The sequence below is a fragment of the Streptomyces sp. M92 genome, assembly GCF_028473745.1.
In the GTDB taxonomy this organism is placed as follows: Bacteria; Actinomycetota; Actinomycetes; order Streptomycetales; family Streptomycetaceae; genus Streptomyces.
On record NZ_CP101137.1, the window covers coordinates 4,517,439 to 4,534,110 of the forward strand.

General features: G+C 71.5%; 11 protein-coding genes. 6 read left to right on the forward strand and 5 right to left on the reverse strand.

From position 1 onward, the window contains the following. Positions 1-94 precede the first annotated feature (94 nt). Positions 95-2,140, forward strand: coding sequence for an elongation factor G (gene fusA / locus M6G08_RS20375; protein WP_272588592.1), 2,046 nt, complete (start codon positions 95-97; stop codon positions 2,138-2,140). 179 nt (positions 2,141-2,319) lie between these two features. Here fusA and M6G08_RS20380 read toward each other — a convergent pair whose 3' ends face one another. From M6G08_RS20380 to M6G08_RS20400, 5 genes are all read right to left on the reverse strand, one after another. Then, complete coding sequence (locus tag M6G08_RS20380; RefSeq protein ID WP_272588593.1) at positions 2,320-5,316, reverse strand: DUF5682 family protein; 2,997 nt, start codon at positions 5,314-5,316, stop codon at positions 2,320-2,322. Then, a complete protein-coding gene (locus M6G08_RS20385; RefSeq protein ID WP_073730650.1) occupies positions 5,313-6,437 on the reverse strand; it encodes an ATP-binding protein in 1,125 nt (374 codons plus the stop codon). The genes M6G08_RS20380 and M6G08_RS20385 overlap by 4 nt, the downstream gene beginning before the upstream one ends. Before the next feature lie 85 nt (positions 6,438-6,522). Further along, on the reverse strand, positions 6,523-7,974 hold the full coding sequence (locus M6G08_RS20390) for a vWA domain-containing protein (RefSeq protein ID WP_272588594.1): 1,452 nt from the start codon (positions 7,972-7,974) through the stop codon (positions 6,523-6,525). Then, positions 7,971-9,374 carry a hypothetical protein gene (locus M6G08_RS20395; RefSeq protein WP_272588595.1) on the reverse strand — a complete coding sequence of 468 codons (1,404 nt, stop codon included), beginning with the start codon at positions 9,372-9,374 and terminating at the stop codon, positions 7,971-7,973. Before M6G08_RS20395 ends, M6G08_RS20390 begins: the two co-directional genes overlap by 4 nt. Beyond that, positions 9,374-9,892: a hypothetical protein gene (locus tag M6G08_RS20400; RefSeq protein ID WP_272591385.1), complete on the reverse strand. Its 519-nt coding sequence runs from the start codon at positions 9,890-9,892 to the stop codon at positions 9,374-9,376. Before M6G08_RS20400 ends, M6G08_RS20395 begins: the two co-directional genes overlap by 1 nt. A 115-nt stretch (positions 9,893-10,007) precedes the next feature. Here M6G08_RS20400 and M6G08_RS20405 point away from each other — a divergent pair, with 115 nt between their 5' ends. The 5 genes from M6G08_RS20405 (at position 10,008) to M6G08_RS20425 (ending at position 16,666) form a co-directional block, all read left to right on the forward strand. Beyond that, the gene (locus M6G08_RS20405; RefSeq protein ID WP_272588596.1) at positions 10,008-10,505 is read left to right on the forward strand and encodes a hypothetical protein; all 498 of its coding nucleotides are present in this window, start codon (positions 10,008-10,010) and stop codon (positions 10,503-10,505) included. Positions 10,506-10,694: 189 nt separating this feature from the next. Beyond that, a complete protein-coding gene (locus M6G08_RS20410; RefSeq protein ID WP_272588597.1) occupies positions 10,695-12,326 on the forward strand; it encodes a phosphodiester glycosidase family protein in 1,632 nt (543 codons plus the stop codon). Between the two features lie 55 nt (positions 12,327-12,381). Beyond that, positions 12,382-13,413 carry an alpha/beta hydrolase gene (locus M6G08_RS20415; protein ID WP_272588598.1) on the forward strand — a complete coding sequence of 344 codons (1,032 nt, stop codon included), beginning with the start codon at positions 12,382-12,384 and terminating at the stop codon, positions 13,411-13,413. A 135-nt stretch (positions 13,414-13,548) separates the two neighbouring features. Beyond that, the gene (locus tag M6G08_RS20420) at positions 13,549-15,504 is read left to right on the forward strand and encodes a GmrSD restriction endonuclease domain-containing protein (protein ID WP_272588599.1); all 1,956 of its coding nucleotides are present in this window, start codon (positions 13,549-13,551) and stop codon (positions 15,502-15,504) included. A gap of 217 nt (positions 15,505-15,721) precedes the next feature. Then, entirely contained in the window at positions 15,722-16,666 is a 945-nt protein-coding gene (locus M6G08_RS20425) for a serine/threonine-protein kinase (protein ID WP_272588600.1), read from the forward strand. The last annotated feature ends 6 nt before the right edge of the window (positions 16,667-16,672 follow it).

Here is a 16,672-nt window from a genome sequence, read left to right on the forward strand (position 1 = left end):
CGCTCCCGCCGCCGCGCGGCGAGCCCCGTCCTCGCTCCGTCCTCCTCCCGGGAATCGCGCCGCCCTGCTCACCCACAGCGAAAGGCCACGGGCCGTGCGCACCAGCACCAACCCCCTCACCACCGTCCGCAACCTGGGCATCCTCGCCCACGTCGACGCCGGCAAGACCACCGTCACCGAGCGGATCCTCTACACCACCGGCACCACCTACAAACGCGGCGAGGTCCATGACGGCACAACCGTCACCGACTTCGACCCGCAGGAGCGCGACCGCGGCATCACCATCTTCGCCGCGGCCGTCAGCTGCTCCTGGGACGGCCACCGGATCGACCTGATCGACACCCCGGGGCACGTCGACTTCGCCGACGAGGTCGAACGCTCCCTGCGGGTACTGGACGGGGCGGTCGCCGTGTTCGACGCCGTCGCGGGCGTGGAACCGCAGAGCGAGTCCGTGTGGCGGCAGGCCGACCGGCACGGTGTGCCGAGGATCGCGTTCGTCAACAAGATGGACCGCGCGGGCGCCGACCTCGACACCGCCGTCGCCTCGATCCGCGAGCGGCTGCACCCGGTCCCCCTGGTCGTGCAGCTGCCCATCGGCGCCGAGGACGAGTTCACCGGCGTCGTCGACCTGCTGCGCATGCGGGCCCTGGTGTGGACGGACGGTGCGGAGACGGCCGAGGAGGGGCCGGTGCCCGACGCCCTGCGCGAAGAGGCGGCCCGCAGGCGGCGCCTGCTGGTGGAGGCGGTGGCGGAACGGCACCCGGCCGCGCTGGAGGAGTTCTGCGACCGGGAGACGCTCACCGCGGACACCCTCGCCGGCGCACTGCGCGACCTGACCCGCGAAGGCGACGGCGTGGTGGTGCTGTGCGGCTCGGCCTACCGCAACCGCGGTGTCGAACCGCTGCTGGACGCCGTGGTCGCCTACCTGCCGTCCCCACTGGACGTACCTCCAGTACGAGGCACCCTCGACGGCACGGAGCAGGAACGGCCCGCCGACCCGGCGGCACCGATGGCGGCCCTGGCGTTCAAGGTGAACGCCACTCCGACAGGACGGCTGACGTACCTGAGGGTGTACTCGGGCACGATCGAGAAGGGAGACACCGTGCGGGACACGGGCACCGGCCGCACCGAGCGCGTCGGCCGCCTCCTGCGGGTGCGGGCCGACCGCCACGACCCGCTGGAACGCGCGGTGGCCGGGGACATCGTCGCGGTGATCGGACTGAAGGCCGCCCGCGCCGGTTCGACCCTGTGCGCGCCGGGCGCTCCGCTCGTCCTGGAACCGCCGGGCGTCGCCGAGCCGGTCGTGCACGTCGCGGTCGAGGCCCGGCGTGCCACCGACACCGACCGGCTGGCCTCGGCGCTGGCACGGCTGACCGAGGAGGACCCCTCGCTGGCCGTGCGGTCCGACCCGGAGACCGGGCAGACCGTCCTGTCGGGCATGGGCGAACTGCACCTCGAGGTCGCGGTGGAGCGGGTGCGCCGCGAGCACGGCCTCGAGGTCACCGTCGGACGGCCGGGCGTGGCTTACCGCGAGTCGGTCGGCGAGGGCGTGACCGGGTTCGTCCACCGGCACGTCAAGCAGGACGGCGGGGCCGGACAGTTCGCGCACGTCGTCCTCGACGTGGAGCCCAGGGAGGAGGGCGGATTCGAGTTCCGTTCCACGGTGGTCGGCGGGCGCGTGCCGCAGGAGTTCGTGCGGGCCGTCGAGGCGGGCTGCCGGGACGCCCTGGCCGAGGGACCCCTCGGCGGCCACCCGGTGACCGGCCTGAGGGTCACGCTCACCGACGGCCAGACCCATGTGAAGGACTCCTCGGACACCGCCTTCCGCACCGCCGGCCGGTTCGGTCTCCGCGACGCCCTGCGCGCCTCGGCGATGGTCCTGCTGGAGCCGGTCGTCGAGGTCACGGTCACCGTGCCCGAGGACGCGGTCGGCGGCGTACTGGGCGACCTCGCCGCCCGCCGCGGCCGGGTCACCGGCTCCGACACGCGGGGCGGCGCGGCGGTCGTCACGGCCACCGTGCCGCTGGCCGAACTGTTCGGCTACGCGACCCGGCTGCGCAGCCGCACCCAGGGCCGCGGCACCTTCACGGCACGCCCGACCGGCTACGCACCGGCGCCGGCCGCGGTGCCGGCGCGGTAGCGCACGGGGCTGTCCCCGCGCACTCCCGCGACGCCGTTGACGCAACCGGGGCTCCTGCGTGACGCCGGTCGCCGGGCCGCAAGACCCGGGGCCGCGACCGTACGTCACCCCCGGCGGCACTTCGCCCCGCCGAGCGAGAACTCGGCGGGCCGAAGGCGCTGTTGGCTGCCGCCCGCCCGTCACACGCCCGTCAGGAGCGACTCGAGCGCCTCCGACGCCACCGGATGCCGGCGCGTCAGCACGGCACCCGTCGCGTGCGCGCCGCCCGCCGGTGCCGCCCACTCCCCGTCGCAGCCGAGCAGCTCCGCCACCGCGTCGCAGGCCGCCGGATGAGCTACCAGCAGCTCGACTCCCGGCCGAGCCGCCGCCCCGGCCGGGTCCCCGGGGCTCGCCCACTCCTCCGTACAGCCCAGCAGGCCGGCCACCGCGTCGCAGGTCGCCGGATGGGCCGGGAGCAGCGCCGCGCCCCGGGGGCGCTCCTCCCCGGCGCCTGCCCGGCGCGCCGACGGCGTGACCGGGGGCGTCCGCCACGGCGGCACCCACGCGTCCAGCGTTTCCAGCCGGCCGGGGAAAATCCGCCCGGCCTCGCGGATCAGCAACGGGGCGAGTTCCGCGGCGCCGGACCGCAGGGTGGTGATCAGCAGCGGCAGCCACGGCAGCAGCACCTGGTCCGGCAGCCGCCCGAACGCGTTCGACACCGCCTCCACCACCACGTCCGCCAGCCCCGGAACGGGCTCCAGCGCGTGGACGAAGCCGCTGAGATAGCGCGGATACGAGGGCACCACCAGCGGGTTGTCCAGCAACTCGTCGCACCGGGCCCGCAGCTCGGCCCGCGACAGCGTGCCCAGTTGCACCTGTGCCGCCCACAACAGGGCCGTCTTGGACGGGTCCTCCGGATGCGACTGGGCGACCGCCAGCTCCAGCTGGGCGCGGTCGCACCCCAGCGACAGGGCGAGGCCCTCCATGCTGAACAGGAAGCCCAGCATCGCCGCGACCTGCCCGACCGCCGCGTCCTCGTCCCGGAACGCCGTCGGCAGCAGCGTGCAGTAGTGCGCGTACCCGGTCTTGACGAACGACTCGATCCACGCCGGCAGCACCGGTTCGCCGGTCCGGTAGTACGCCAGCAGCGCGCGCACCCGGCGCAGCACCTCCGGCGCGCCGTCGACGCTGCGTTCGGTGGCGAGCACCTTCAGCGCGTGGGTGCCGAGCTCGTCGGCGAGGCGGCGGCTGCCCAGGTACAGGGTCGCGTCCTCGACGGCGGCCAGCACGGTCGCCGTCGTCGCCCGCGGCCCGTAGGCGTCGCGCCGCAGCCGCTGCTCCAGGACCTGCTCGATGCTGACGCCCTCGTAGCCCAGCTCGATGAGCGCCCGCTGATGGGTGCCGAGCGCCAGGTCCCAGGACTCCTGGATCGACCGCTCGCCGAGCTTGCGCTCGCCCATGATCGGCCGCGCCGTGCCGTGCGGCATCAGGCGCCGCAGCATCCACAGCACGTCGGAACACGCCTCGAGCTCCGGCCGGGACGCCATGTCGAGCAGCGCCCGCTGCACCCCGCGCTGCTGGAGCTTCAGTCCGAGCGGCGCCAGCCGGTCGTGCACGTCACGGGCGAGCGGCGGCAGCGCCTCGTAGCCGACCTGGCCGATCCGGTCGCCGCCCATCATGATCTCGACGAGCCGCCGCACGTCCCGCCGCCCGGGTACGACGTCCTTCTCGATGCAGGTGACCGCCGCGTCCTGGAAGTCGTACGGCGTCGGCTTGGCCCGGTCCCGCATGCCGGCGAGCAGGATCGACGTCTCGAAGACGGCGATGGCGTCGGCGGTGGAGGCGAGGTAGCCGGCCCGCCGGGCGGCCCGCACGATGTCCACGGACCAGCCGAGCAGCTCCGCCTCGTCCAGCGTGTCGATCACCGGCGGCCGCCGCAGGAACCCGGACAGCCGGTCCCCGGCGGCGGAGTCCGGCGCCGCGGCGGGCGAGGGCTGCGCCGGCCGGGCCGCCACCGCCTTCTTGGCCGTGCGCTTCTTCGCCCCCGCCTGCCCCTCCAGCCGGTACGCCCGCACGCGGGTGCGCTTCAGGCTCTTCGCCCACTCCGTCGCCGCGATCGACACCGAACCCGCGGCGAGGCCGAACTGCGCCTCGATCGCCGCGTGACTCGACGGGATCAGCCCGTACTGCCAGGTCGTGCCGGTGCGCGGCGAGACGGTGAACGTGTCGCTGCCGTCCACCCCGAACTCGTCCACCCGGCTGGCCGCGTGGAACGCCCCGCACACGTACAGCGCGTCCGCCGGGTCGGTCCCGGTCGCGCTCATGTGCTCGCGCATCCGCGTCCACATGTACCGCTCGCGGTCCTCGTCCACGCGGACCCGGGCCCCGTCACCGGGGGCGAGCCGCCGGAAGAGGCTGCCGATGAGGAACATGACCTGGCGGTAGGTGTCGTGGTCGGCCGCGCTGTCGCCGAGCGGCACCTCGACGTACTGGTGCCACCACTCCGACCAGTGCCGCACCTTGCCGTGGCGCAGAAGGTGCTCCTCCAGCTCCGCGAAGCGCGGCCGCAGGTCGCCGATCTCGACGCCGACGGCCTCGCCGTGCAGGGCGGCCTCGGGTTCCTCCGGCGCCTGGGGGGTCTCGCCGCCCTCGGCGGGCGTCTCGCCCCTGCTGTCCCACTGGAAGACGTGGTCCGCCGACCGGTCCACGAGGACCAGCTCCACGCCCGGGGTGTCGAGGGCGTACGCGATCGCCTGATACTCGGCGGACGCCTCGGTGATCGGCGCGACGACCGACAACGGTGCCCACTCCTGGGGGAAGCCGTCGACGTCACCGGCGAACGCCTGCACCGCCACCGGCAGCCGGCAGTTGCGCAGCTCGGTCAGGAGCGGCGCCATGTCCTCGCACAGCTCCAGGTACACGACCTTGGGCTGCTTCTCGCGCAGCCGGCGGGCCATGGCGGTCGCCGAGGCGGGGGAGTGGTGGCAGACGGGAAATATCTCCAGCGGCTCGCGCACCGCCCGGTCGACGTCGTCGACCAGTCCGAGGAGGATGCCCTCCAGCGCGTCCGGCCCGCCCGCGAAGGTGGTGGCGGCCTCCTGCAACTGCCCGCGCAGCGCCGCGAACGACGTGTCCTCCTGGGGGCCACTCTGCTGGGGGCCGCTCTTCTCTGGCCTGCTCTCCCGGGGCCCGCTCATGACAGCGTGGCGATCGCGTCGCGGCCGCCCTCCAGGAACTCGGGCCAGGAGCCGCCCTCCTCCTTGCTGCGCGGCTCGACGACGCCGTGCAGGTACTTGTTGAGGATGGCCAGGTCCTCGGGCTCGCGGCGGGTGAGGGAACCGACGAGCGACGAGGCGAGCGTACGGGCGGTCAGCGCGCGCTCGCCGAAGAAGTTGCTGTGCAGGACGGCGTCCTCCAGCACGCCGATCTGCTCGGCCGTCGAGAGGGCGGACTCCAGCTTCTCGTCGTCGCTGCCGGCCGCGGCGGCGGAGGCGCGCAGGTCGGCGAAGCTCTGCAGGAGCACGTCCAGCAGGGTCGGCGGCACGTCCAGGTCGATGGAGTGCCGGCGCAGCAGCTCCTCCGTGCGGAAGCGGACGATCTCCGCCTCGCTCTTCTTGTTCGTCACGACCGGGATGCGTACGAAGTTGAAACGGCGCTTGAGCGCGGAGGACAGGTCGTTGACGCCCCGGTCGCGGCTGTTGGCCGTGGCGATGATCGAGAAGCCGGGCTTGGCGAAGACGATGTTGTCGTCCCCGCCGCCGCTCTCCAGTTCGGGAACGGAGATGTACTTCTCGGAGAGGATCGAGATCAGCGCGTCCTGGACGTCACTGGTCGACCGGGTCAGCTCCTCGAACCGCCCGATGGAACCGGCCTCCATCGCGGTCATGATCGGCGAGGGGATCATCGACTCGCGCGACTGCCCCTTGGCGATGACCATGGAGACGTTCCACGAGTACTTGATGTGGTCCTCGGTGGTGCCGGCCGTGCCCTGCACCACCAGAGTGGAGTTGCGGGAGATCGCGGCGGACAGCAGCTCGGCCAGCCAGCTCTTGCCCGTGCCGGGGTCGCCGATGAGCAGCAGCCCGCGGTCGGAGGCGAGGGTGACGATCGACCGCTCCACGAAACTGCGGTCACCGAACCACTTCTGCGAGACCTCCCGGTCCAGACCGTCGGACCGCTCGGAACCGAGGATGAACAGCCGGACCATCTTCGGCGACAGACGCCACGAGAACGGCTTGGGGTTGTCGTCGATCGACTCCAGCCAGTCGAGCTCCTCGGCGTACTTGATCTCGGCGGGCGCGCGCAGCAGGTCGGACATGAGGGAAGGGCCTTTCCGTACGGTGATCAATACGAGACGAAGGAGAGGAAGGGGGTGCAGGAGACGAAGGAGATGTACTCGGTGATCAGGCGAGAAACGTCTTGAGTTCGTGCACGAGCTTCTTGATGTGGCCGGAGATCACCGGTGCGCCGAGGTCCTTGAACCGCTCCCGGAACCAAGGGTTGACGCTGCCGCGTCCGGAGCTGGTCACCGACCCGACCGGGATGAACTTCGCGCCGGAGCGGTGGACGGCGGCCATGCTGTCGAACAGCTCCTGCTGCCGCCACTCGTAGAAGTCGGAGATCCACACCACCACGGTGTTGCGCGGCTCGGCGATCTTCGGCTGGGCGAGTGCCATGGCGACCGTGCCGTCGGTGCCGCCGCCGAGCTTGGTGCGCAGCAGCGTCTCGAACGGGTCGTGCGCCCACGGAGTGAGGTCCAGCGCCTGAGTGTCGTACGCGATCAGGTGGACGTCCACCTTCGGCAGCCCGGCGAAGATCGACGCCAGGATGGTGCAGTTGACCATCGAGTCGACCATCGACCCCGACTGGTCCACCACGACGATCAGCCGCTGGGGCGTCGTCTTGCGGCTGGTGTGCCGGTAGTAGAGCCGGTCGACGTAGAGCCGCTCCTCCTCCGGACTCCAGTTGGTCAGGTTCTTCCAGATGGTGCGGTCGATGTCGAGGTTACGGAAGACCCGCTTCGGCGGCACGGACCGGTCGAGCACGCCGACCGTGGATTTCTCCACCTGGGTGCGCAGAACCTCGGTGACCTCGTCGACGTAACGCCGGATCAACGCCTTGGCGTTGCTGAGGGCCACCCCGGACAGATTGTCCTTGTCCCGCAGCAACTGCTCGATCAGCGACATGCTCGGCGTCAGCCGCGCCGCCAGCGCGGGATCGGCCAGCACCTCACGCAGGTGCATGCGTTTGACGAGACCCGCCTCGATGGAGCCGAGCTCCGGACCGATCGCGGGGATCAGGCGGCTGAGGTCGGGCGTGGGCCCGACGACGCCGGTGCCCGTCGGGACGACACCGGCACCGCCCCCGGCACCCGCCCGTCCCGCACTGCCCCGCCCGCCCCGCAGCTCGCCGGGCCGGCAGCCGAGGGCCCGCTCCAGCCACTCCGCGTCCGACTGCCAGCGGGCCAGCTGCTCGGCGGTGACCGTGCCGGGGCTGGAGGCGAAGACGTTCAGCAGCACCTTCGACGCCAGCGCCGCGCGCCGCACCTCGGCGGCCCGGTCACGCTCACCGTCCTCCTCCGGCTCGGGCGTCATCAATCCGTCGAACTCGGCGGCGAGCTCCGGATGCCGCTGCACGACGGAGCCGACGGACGCCCCCGGGTCGAGCAGGGCGGACGGCAGGCCGATGTCCTCGACGACGGCGAGACTCGCCGACTCCAGGGCGGGCTGTTCCTCGTGGTCGAAGAGGCGGGCGAGCAGACGCCAGTAGAGCACCTGCCGACGGTTGTCGTCCGCGTCGGGGACGCCGGCCGCGGCGTCCGCGCCCGCTCCGTGTTCGCCAGTCTGGTGGGTCATTTCCGCAGCAGCTTCCCCGCGCGTTCGCGCAGTACCTTGACGGCGTCGGTGGCGGCCTTCTCGGCCCGGACCCCCGCCTTGTCGGTCGTACCCCCGGCCCAGGCCCCGGCGTGCACGGCGACGGCCTTCTTCCGCACCGTCCGCTCCACGGCGAGCGGCTGGAGCAGGAACGCCCCGGCGTCCCAGCGCAGCAGCCCGAGGCAGGCCCCGGACGAGGCGACCACCTCCGGCGTCAGCGGCCCGGCGGCCGGCACCCGCCCGGCGTCGACCCCGATGCGGCACCCGGCGACCTCGAACACGAGCCCGCCGCCCCCTTCGGCTTCCTCCACGCCGTACCCCTCCAGCAGGACGGGCACCGCGACCCGGGCCGGATGCCGGTCGAGCGGCGACACGGCGAACGCGGCGGCGGCCGGCAAGGCCACCCGGGCGGTGACGAACGCGTCGGCGGGCTCGCCCGCCCGGGCGCGGGCGTCGTCCCATATGAGGTCGCCCTCGGCGGTGACCGGCATCGCGTCGAGCTCCATGGAGCGTCCTTCGCTCACGGCCCCCAACAGGGACATGTGCGGCCGCAGCAACTGCCACAGACCGGCCCCGACGACCGTGTCGGGCTTGGGTGCGGACACCGACGCCCGCACCAGCCGCGACGCACCCCCGTCCGACGGCTCGAACACCGCGTGCACCTGCGCCTGAACGGCGGTGGCGTGCTCCTGGACGTCGACGCCGAGCGGCAGCAGACGCCCGCTCACCTCACCCACCGCGGGCGCGGAACCCGCCCCGGGCAGCGTCAGCAACAGGGCCCGCGACCACAGATCCGCCCAGCGACGCAGCGGCACCCGCTCCAGGGACGCCCCGGGACAGGACGCGGCCAGCTCGGCGGCGAACCCGTCGAGCAGCGTCGCGAGCCGGCGCAGCGCCGGGTCGGGCAGCATCGCGGAGACAACGGACGCGGCACCGCCGACGAGGTCGTGATCAATGCCCTGCCAGCCGGCCCGCGCCAGATCACACAGCCAACTGCGCGCGGCGGCACAGAGGTTGCCCGCGTGCTCCTCACCGGCGACCGAGCCGCCATCCGTGTCGGCCACGACCCCCGACCGCCCGGTGGCCTCCTCCACCCGGGCGACGAGCGCGTCGTGCACGGACCCGAACAGCGCCGTACGAGCCGCGGCGAGCGCGACGAAGTGCCCCTCGTCACCGGCCCCGGCGGCCGTCTTGTCGGCGGCCTCGGCCACCCGCGACGCGAGCGGCGTCCCCGCGACGGCGTCGGCGAGCCCCGCCAACCCCTCGGCCTGCGCGGGCTGCGGACGCAGCAGCCCACCCACGAGGACGGCATCGAAACCGTCCACCGCGGCAAGCGCCTCGTCGAGCCCGTCCACGACATCGGCAAGCAGGTCAGCACGCATCAGGCCGCCACCGCCCCGCCCGTCGGGAACCACTGCATCTCCGGCAACGGGTCGGTACTGGTCGGCAGTTCGAGGTAGGCGAGATGCCGCAGGAACCGGCTGAACACCTGCGCCGCGGCCGACCCGTCGTCCGTCCCCGGCCGCGTGGCCGTCATGGCGGACGTGAGGACATGCGCGTCGGCAGCCTCTTCGGCGTCGACCTTCAGATACCGGCCCACACGCTCGGCCCCGTACTGCAGCACCGCCTCACCGACGAGCGCCCGGATGTGGTTGCAGAACGAGCCCCGCGCCCCACCACACGGACGGTTGTTGTTCGTACTGCACGAGTACGCGTACGACCCCGCCGCGATCGACGACACGTACACGCGCCCGATGTCCGACCCACTGGACACCACACCCTGCAACCGCCCGTCCGCCAACTCGACGAACGGCACCTTGGCGAGCTTCCGCGGCCGCGCGGACGGCACCACCCGAACCGTGCTCGACTTCTCCCAGACCGACAACGCACCATCTCCCATGCAGGCGAAGGGGGCGTCCACGCCACCTCGGCGGAACGAGATCGAATCTATCGGCGACCACTGACAACGAGGTCCCCGACGGACGCCGGGAAGCCGTCCTCGTAGCCTGGCGGCCATGGCCGACCTCTACGAACTCCAGCTCACGCTCAACCTGCCCGGCTCCCTCCCGAGCGAGGAAGCGGACCTGCTCCGCTGGCACCTGGGCCACGAGAACGGCCGATGCGACGGGGACGCGTACGACTACCCGCTCTTGAAGGCCCGAGGGCCGGCGCACCGCATCGAAGGCGCCCTGGTGGGAGAGCTGTGCCCGAACGGGAGGGGCTGGTCTCTGACCGTCCGACAGGAAGTGCACCCGGACGAGTCCGACGACATCCGAAGGCTGGTGGAGTGGCTGAGCGCACGCACGACGAGCCGGGGAGCGATCGGCTACCTCCGCTTCTACGAGTCCATTGTGCCCGACGTACTGATCGCTCAGGAGGAAGCGGCGGAGGAAGCGGCAGAGGAAGCGGCGGAGGGAGCGGCGGAGGGAGCGGCGAGGGGAGCGGTGAGCTGCTTCGTCCTCCGGGGGGACAAGGTCGTCGGCACGTTCGCCGAGGCGGTCGCCGGGCTCTGACGGAGAAGGCCGCGACCTTGACGGTGCCCCCGAAGGGGCCACTACTTGTGCAGTGAGCGTTGGACGGCTGTCCACGTCCGCGTCATGAGTGAGCGGAGAGGATGGACGGCGAACGACCGCCCCACCCCAGGTCATCGAGCGCATCCGTCAAGCCCCTCCCCTCCGGCCCATCCCTCCCAGGCGGTGCAGATGAAGAAGAGACTGTGCGGCGCGGCTGCCGTCCTCGGCGTCCTCGTCACGACGAGCGCACTGCCGTCCCAGGCATCCACCCCGGCCGCTCAGCCGACCCGCCACACGCTCCCCCTCGGCCCCGCCGACCTGACCGAGACCCGCACCACCACAACCCTCCAGCCCGGCGTCACCCTCACCCGCATCGTGCGAGGCGGCGGCGAGACCGCCGACTCCGCCCCGCACTGGACGGTCGAGGTCTCCATCCCCGGCGGCGAAACCTCACCGGACCCCGACGCCCCGCCGACCACCCTCAAGGACCGGGCCAGCGCCGACGAACTGGCCACCGAGCTGAGGGCGAAGGGCTTCCAGGCCCGCGCGGAGCAGGTCAGGACACCGCGCACGGCCGACTACGCGGGCGGCACCCTCGGCTGGCGGGTCCGCGTAGGCACGTTCGACTCCCAGTCCGCCGCGACCGCCGAACGAACACGCCTGAGGGCCGCCGGCCACACGGGATCCGCCGTCTACACCGGCTGGGACGGCGACGCCGACGCCCGCGGCCCATGGCACGTGGACGTGCTCACCATCGACCCGCGCAAGTTCCGCGGCCGCCTCGACGCGTCCTACGGCCCCGACCTGGAGAACCGCGAGACGACCAGCGACCTGTCCACCACGGCCGGCGCCACAGCCGCGGTCAACGCCGGCTTCTTCGTCCTCGACCCCAAGGCGGGCGCCCCCGGCGACCCGGCAGGCGTGGGCGTCTACGACGGCCGCCTCCTGAGCGAACCGGTCGCCGGACGCCCCGGCCTCGTACTCCACGACAACGGCAGACGCACGCAGGTCACCCGCCTCACCTGGCGAGGCAGCGTCAGCGCAGGAACCGCCTCCCTGCCCCTGAACGGCATCAACCGAGTCCCCGGCCTGATCAGGAACTGCGGCGGCGCCCCCGGCGACCCCCCGACATCTCTGCCCCTCCACGACGTCACCTGCACCAACCCCGACGAACTGGTCACCTTCACCCCCGAGTACGGCGACACCACACCACCCGGCGACGGAATGGAAGCCGTATTGGACGCCCACGACCGGGTAGTCGAACTGCGCTCACCCCGAGGCGGCACCCTCCCGCCCGGCGGCAGCTCCGTCCAGGCGACCGGCCGACGCGTCGCCGACCTGACCGCCCTCGCGCACACCGGCGACCGTCTCCGCATCACCACGACCCTCCTGGACGAGCGAGGCCACCGCGTCCAGCCCACACCCAAGACGGACATCCTGAACGCGGGCCCGGAACTGGTCCGCGACGGACGCCCGCACGTCACCCCCGCCACCGACGGCATGGTCCACCCGGACGACCCGAGCTGGTACTACGGCTGGGTCCACAAGCGCAACCCGCGCACCTTGGCCGGCGTGGACGCGGCAGGCCGGACCGTCCTCGTCACGGCCGACGGCCGCAGCACCGAGTCCCTCGGCCTGAGCATCGTCGAGAGCGCCGAGGTCGCCAAGTCCCTGGGCCTGCGCGACGCAGTCAACCTCGACGGCGGCGGCTCCACGACGATGGTGACGGGCGGCACGCCGATCAACGACCCGTCCGACGCAGCCGGGGAACGCCCGGTCGGCGACGCGCTGTTGGTCCTGCCCCGCAGGCATGACCACTGACGCCGGCAGATCCCCGCCCCGCACGCGAGAACCGCAACCCACCCAGGGAGCCGCCGTGTTCGCGAACGTGCCCACCGCCCCGACCCCACGAATAACCCTACGAACCCGAGTCCTACTCGTCCTGTCCGTACTGCTCACCACCCTGACCCCCACCGCCCCGGCCCTGGCGGCAGCCCACCCCTCGGGCTCCTCCCACGGCGCGGAGGTCGTAGCCGTCACCCAGGTCGCCGACCGGCAGGTCGACCTCTCCATCCGCTCAACGGCCCTCGGCGGCCGCACCGTCAAGGTCCGCCTCCTGACCCCCGACGGCTGGAACCCGGACGACCGACCACGACAGCACTGGCCGACCCTGTGGCTCCTGCACGGCTGCTGCGGCGACTACACGTCGTGGACCACGATGACGGACGTCGCGGAGACCGACGCCCTCCGCGACGTCCTCGTCGTCATGCCGGAGGCCGGCTGGAACGGCTGGTACAGCGACTGGTGGAACCACGGCCGGGGCGGCGACCCCGCCTGGGAGACCTTCCACACCAAGGAACTGCGCCACCTCCTTGAACGCGACTGGGGCGCCGGCCGCGACCGCGTCGTCGCCGGCCTCTCGATGGGCGGCCAGGGCGCCCTCCTGTACGCCGCCCGCCACCCAGGCATGTTCAAGGCGACGGCCTCCTACTCCGGCTCGGCCCACCCCCTCCTCAACGAGGAGTCGGTCAACCGCGTCCTGGGCTTCTTCGCCGGCCAGGACAACGACCCGTTGAGGGTCTGGGGAGACCCGGTCGACCAACGCCGGATCTGGGAGGCGCACGACCCCTTCCACCTCGCGAAGCGGCTCCGCCACATCCCTGTGTACCTCTCCTGCGGGGACGGGACGACGGGGCCGCTGGACGCGCCGGGTGCCACCAGTGCCCTCGAGGCCGACTTCAATCGGCAGAACCATGCGCTCGCCGCGGAACTGCGCCGCGTGGGGGCGCGGCACCTGACGACCAACTTCTACGGGCCCGGGACCCATGGGTGGGCGTATTGGGAGCGGGAGCTGCATGCTTCGTTGCCGATCTTGCTGAGTGAGTTGAAGGACGCGGACGCCGCCTGAACCGACGCGGGTCGGATCGCCCGACGCTCAGCCCGCTCCCAGAGTTGTCCGCGTGTAGCCATTGATCAGCGCACCGATCAATCCCTTCTGACGCTGATGGCCAGTTGGCCGTCACTGGTGGTGGCTATGGTGTCCGTGGCACGTATCTCGCAAGCTGGGGGCAGCATGGGGCTGGCAAACGACAAGATCATCACTCAGGTCGAGGACCTGCTGCGGGGCCGGGTCGTCATTCCCTCCATCCAACGCGACTTCGTCTGGATGAGGCCGGACGTACGCGATCTCTTCGACTCTCTTTACCGGGGCTACCCGGTCGGTGCCCTGCTGCTGTGGAAGACCAACATGGCCGTCCCCTTCAAGACTGCCGCCGTTGTCCAGGCCCAGAAGTCGGAGCAACAGCCCGTCTATCTTCTCGACGGGCAGCAGCGTTTGACCTCCCTCGCCTGGGTATACCGGCCGGAGTCGAAGGCCGACGGCCGACTCATCGACTTGCGGTTCGATGTGCGCACCGAAGAGTTTGTCAACCCGAGTGCCGTGCAGCGCAAGGATGCTTTGCTGGTCCCGGTGTCGACCTTGTTGCAGGAAAACGTGCAGTTCTACCAGGTTCTGCGCAAGGCCGGCGTGTCGATCGACGATCCGGAATTCGACCTGTGGGTTCAGCGACTGCAGAAGGTGAACAACATCCGGCAGCACCAGATCGCTGTCATCACTTATGAGTCCGACGACTACGAGGAGGTGGCCGAGCTCTTCGCCCGGCTCAACAAGGGCGGTCGGCGGCTGTCCAAGGGCGACCTCGTGTACAGCGCGATCGCCGCGCGCTGGGCCGACGGCCTGGACACCATGGACGCCTTCCACCAGGAACTGCAGGACGGCAACTTCCCTCTCAACCGGGAAGCGGTCCTGCGCCTCATGAGCCTGCTCGCGGGCACCGGCGCCCATCACATCAAGCTCATTGGGACGGACGTGGACGAGGCCGCTCTGAAAGAGGCCTGGCAGGCGACCGAGCGTGCCCTGCGTTTCGCCATCGACTTCCTGAAGGGCGAGTGCTCGATCCCTCGATCCGAGATTCTCTCGTCGCCGAACGTCGCGATCGTGCCGGCCCTGCTCCTGCACCACCGGGACGGCAAACTGCGCCCGGGAGAGGCCCAGCTGCTGCGCCGCTGGGTATACACGGCGATGGCGTTCAGCCATTACTCGCTGCAGGTCGAGGGCAAGCTCGACGCGGAGGCCAGGCTGATCAAATCGCGAGCAGGGGAGGACCTGTTCACCGAGCTCATCCGCCGCGCCTCCGGCACCCGGTCTCTGGACAGTGCCCTCCACCCGAGGGACCTCGAGCAGAAGTACTCCACGCACCCCTTCTTCAAGCTGCTCTACATCGCCGCGTTGCGCGGTACGGCGCGGGACTGGGCAACCAACATGGCTATCAGCGACCAGCCGATGAACAGCGGAGCCAGGATCGAGTTCCATCACGTCTTCCCGCGAGCCCGCGTCCAGGGCGCATACGCGAAGGAGGAGTGGAACAGCTTGGCCAACCTGGCCTACATCACCGGCCAGACCAACAAGATGATCTCCTCCCGACTGCCCGCCCAGTACATGGCGGAAGTGGCGCGGGAGCGCCTCGCGGAACAGTGGATCCCCGAAGATCCGGAACTGCGGTCCCTCGAGCGCTTCCCGGATTTCCTGGCCGCCCGCAGGCGTTCACTGGCCAACGTCCTCAACGAGCTGTTGGGTCTCCCTTCGTACGATGGGCAGTCCGCCCATCAGGACACCGATGAACTGCCCGCCGACGAGCAGGTGCTTGCAGAGGAGCCGTCCGCGCCCACACTGATCGGTGCGGACGCCCACCAGCTCCGTACAGAGCTGGGCGTGGCGGTCCACGCGCTCTACGAGGGTCGGCGGACCGATGCCTTCTACGACCCGTCCTCCCGGACGGTGACCATTCCCTCGGGGCCGGGACGTGGAGAGTACGACACTCCCAGCGGGGCGGCGGTGTCCGTGGTGCAGACCCTCAATCCGCACGTCAATCCGAATCGCAACGGATGGTCGTTCTGGACCGTGACCGCCACGGGACAACTGCTGCAGAGCATCCGATAGCGACGCCGATCACCGAGCAGTGGTGTTCCGGCGCCCCTGGCCGGACGTTCTTGGACCGCCGCCACCACGGCGAGCCCGGCCTGTGAGTGCCCGCGCCGCGCGATGCGCCCAGAAGCGCCGAAGGCTGGTTGACTGCTTCCGTCGGGGCTGTCGGAGGCGGAACCACTGGGTGGTTCGTGCCCGGACGGGCCGCTTGGCTGTATCGAGGGAAGTGAACGTGGAGCAGTTCGCTGCGGGCAAGGTTCTGCGCGGCAGATACCGGTTGGAGCGGCTTCTGGGCCGGGGGGCGATGGGACACGTCTGGCGGGGGACGGACGTGTACCTGGAGCGTCCCGTTGCGGTCAAGACCGTCGCCGCGGATCTCCTCGCCCTGCCCGACTGGCGCGGCACCGCCCTGGCGCGCTTCGAGCGGGAGGCGAAGGCCGCCGCTCGTCTGGACCATGCCAACATCACCACCGTGTACGACGCGGCCGTCACCGAGGACGTCTGCTGCCTGGTGATGCAGCTCGTGGACGGGACGACGCTGGACAACGTCATCGACGGCGCCGACGACGGCCGCCTGCCCGTGCCGGCGGCGGTCGCCGCCGCCGCGCAACTGTGCTCGGGGCTGTCCGCAGCGCACGCGGCCGGCCTCGTGCACCGGGACCTCAAACCCCAGAACGTCATGGTCCGTACCAGCGGACTGGTGAAGATCCTCGACTTCGGTCTCGTCAAGGTTCTCTCGAACACCGACCCGCGGCTCACCATGACGGGCGAGACGCTCGGCAACGCCGCCTACGCCTCTCCCGAACTCCTCACCGGCGACGTGCCGCTGGACAGCCGTGCAGACCTGTACGCGGTGGGGTGCCTGCTGCACCACATGCTCACCGGCCGCCCTCCTTTCCACAGCGAACGCATCGCCGAACTGGTGACCGGGCACCTCGCCGAGCCTCCACCTCGACTGGCCGATCATGGCGTCGACGCCCCGTACGTGCTGCAGGACCTGGTGCACGCACTGCTGGCGAAGCGCCCGGAGGACCGACCCGGAAACGCAGCGGAGGTGTACGCGGCCCTTGCCCCGCACCTGCCGACCCCGGATGCGGCACTCGCCGCCCGCAGACTCCCCCCGGAGGACCCCAGGCGCCCCTTCCTGGTTCCCCAGGGCCCGGTCGTGCCGCGTTGACCGAAA